This window comes from Chryseobacterium sp. P1-3 (assembly GCF_000738495.1).
GTDB lineage: Bacteria > Bacteroidota > Bacteroidia > Flavobacteriales > Weeksellaceae > Chryseobacterium > Chryseobacterium gallinarum.
Genome location: NZ_JPEQ01000034.1, coordinates 1 through 2390 on the forward strand (window position 1 = coordinate 1; position 2390 = coordinate 2390).

A 2390-nucleotide genomic window follows, 5' to 3' on the forward strand; every position below is an offset into this window, starting at 1 on the left:
CTCAAAAAAAAGTGCGATGAATACTTGCTTTGTATACTAAAACTTGCTACTTTTGCATCACTTTAAAACAACGAAGTAAGACAAACAAAAATATAATGGTTTCTTAGCTCAGTTGGTAGAGCAATGGATTGAAAATCCATGTGTCCCTGGTTCGATTCCTGGAGAAACCACTTGAAAACCTCTGATTAGTCAGAGGTTTTTTTTGTTATAGGATAATTACTACATTTTTGCTTCCAACTTACCCTGGATAACAACATTACCGGATCAAGCGCAAAAGTTGTGGTCTTATAATATTCAGATCTATTTAATTTTCAAAATTCACGCAAAGGATTCTTTTTGATTACTCTTTATTTTAAGTAAGCTAAGAAATGAATCGATTTTTAATCGATTCTGATGAAGCGAAGACTTTGCATGCGCTTAGTCAGCAGCTATGCTGCCTTCTTGCCTACTTGAAATAGAACATTTATTTTTTTTTAAACTTTGCGTGAAAAACGATCTCAATAATTTGACGCTAATCAATAATGAACAGAATTTTTATATTCAGACCAATTTATTATGTCCCCAACTTTTTGCTCCTGATCCTATTTTGCCTCTTAACTCACTTACAAAATAGTAATCTGATAAGATCTTGCATTTAAATGTATATTTTTGATCACTCAATCTCGCCAGCCATTAGCTTTGATATTTATTTCTTTTTCAAAAATTATCTGTAATACATCTCTCTTTTTTGTATTTTTATTTATCATTTTTTTAAATGATTATTTATAAACTAATACCCTATGAAAAGAAAAACCGACATTTACATGCTATTCTTTCTATTGTTTTCGGTAAAAATATTTTCCCAGACAACAGATAATCCGGAACTGCAAAAAATGGCAGATGATGACCAGAACGCCAGAAAAGCATCTAAAATCAACTGGAAAGTTTTAAACAAAGAAGACAGTTTAAGACGTGCCAGAATTTATGTGTTAATAAAGGAAAATAAAGTGAATACTGCAAAAGATTATTTTAATTCCGGTATTGTTTTTCAACATGGTGGAGATACAATTTCCTCCGGAATGGCTGTCAAAAGCTTTGAAAAAGCCTTGCAACTCGATCCGGGCTTAAACCGCTGGTGGTACGCTGCTGCTGTAGACAGACATTTGATGCATCAAAACAAACCTCAGATCTATGGCACCCAATATATCAAGGATTATACAACAAATAACAAATGGGCAAGATATAAAATAGATACTACCCAGGTAACTGATGAACAAAGAAAATATTACGGTGTAAAATCCCTTAAAGAGCAAGAGGAAAATGAAAGGGAAATGAATCTCATTCCCCTGAATGATGCCTATATTTCTCGTCCATCAATTGATAAGTTAATTTCATTTATCATTTCAGAGCATAAAAAAGGAATAAAGTCTACCTATAATACCAGTGAAAGTGAAATCAACAACTTCGGATATCAGCTTCTTCGGGAAAACAAAATAAATGATGCCCTGAAAATATTCAGATTAAATATTCAGCTCTATCCCAATGCCTGGAACACCTATGACAGTTATGGGGAAACACTTTTAAAAGTTGATAAAAAGAAAGAAGCTTTGGAAAACTATAAAAAAATCCCTGGAACTCAACCCTGATAATGAAAATGCCAAAAAAGTTTTAAATACCTCAAACAACTAGTATACAAATATTTGAGTTCATAATACCATTCTATGTTTTTATTTTTTCAAAATTAATTGTAAAAAACTTGCATGATATTACAAAATATTATACTTTTGCATCACTTTAAAACAACGAAGTAAGACAAACAAAAATATAATGGTTTCTTAGCTCAGTTGGTAGAGCAATGGATTGAAAATCCATGTGTCCCTGGTTCGATTCCTGGAGAAACCACTTGAAAACCTCTGATTAGTCAGAGGTTTTTTTGTTATAGGATAATTACTACATTTTTGCTTCCAACTTACCCTGGATAACAACATTACCGGATCAAGCGCAAAAGTTGTGGTCTTATAATATTCAGATCTATTTAATTTTCAAAATTCACGCAAAGGATTCTTTTTGATTACTCTTTATTTTAAGTAAGCTAAGAAATGAATCGATTTTTAATCGATTCTGATGAAGCGAAGACTTTGCATGCGCTTAGTCAGCAGCTATGCTGCCTTCTTGCCTACTTGAAATAGAACATTATTTTTTTTTAAACTTTGCGTGAAAAACGATCTCAATAATTTGACGCTAATCAATAATGAACAGAATTTTTATATTCAGACCAATTTATTATGTCCCCAACTTTTGCTCCTGATCCTATTTTGCCTCTTAACTCACTTACAAAATAGTAATCTGATAAGATCTTGCATTTAAATGTATATTTTTGATCACTCAATCTCGCCAGCCATTAGCTTTGA

At 32.1% G+C, this 2390-nt stretch carries 1 protein-coding gene and 2 tRNA genes; all 3 read left to right on the plus strand.

Going from position 1 to position 2390, the window contains the following annotated elements:
* Window positions 1–97: 97 nt before the first annotated feature.
* The 3 genes from HX13_RS21550 (at window position 98) to HX13_RS21565 (ending at window position 1881) form a co-directional block, all read left to right on the plus strand.
* A tRNA-Phe gene (locus HX13_RS21550) sits at window positions 98–170 on the plus strand.
* Between the two features lie 609 nt (window positions 171–779).
* Entirely contained in the window at window positions 780–1625 is an 846-nt protein-coding gene (locus HX13_RS21560; protein ID WP_128572563.1) for a tetratricopeptide repeat protein, read from the plus strand.
* A 183-nt stretch (window positions 1626–1808) separates the two neighbouring features.
* Window positions 1809–1881, plus strand: a tRNA-Phe gene (locus tag HX13_RS21565).
* Window positions 1882–2390 lie beyond the last annotated feature (509 nt).

Bases quoted from the DNA above. Each gene is read 5' to 3' on its own strand.
- HX13_RS21560 (WP_128572563.1), top strand. From the start codon at position 780: ATGAAAAGAAAAACCGACATTTACATGCTATTCTTTCTATTGTTTTCG.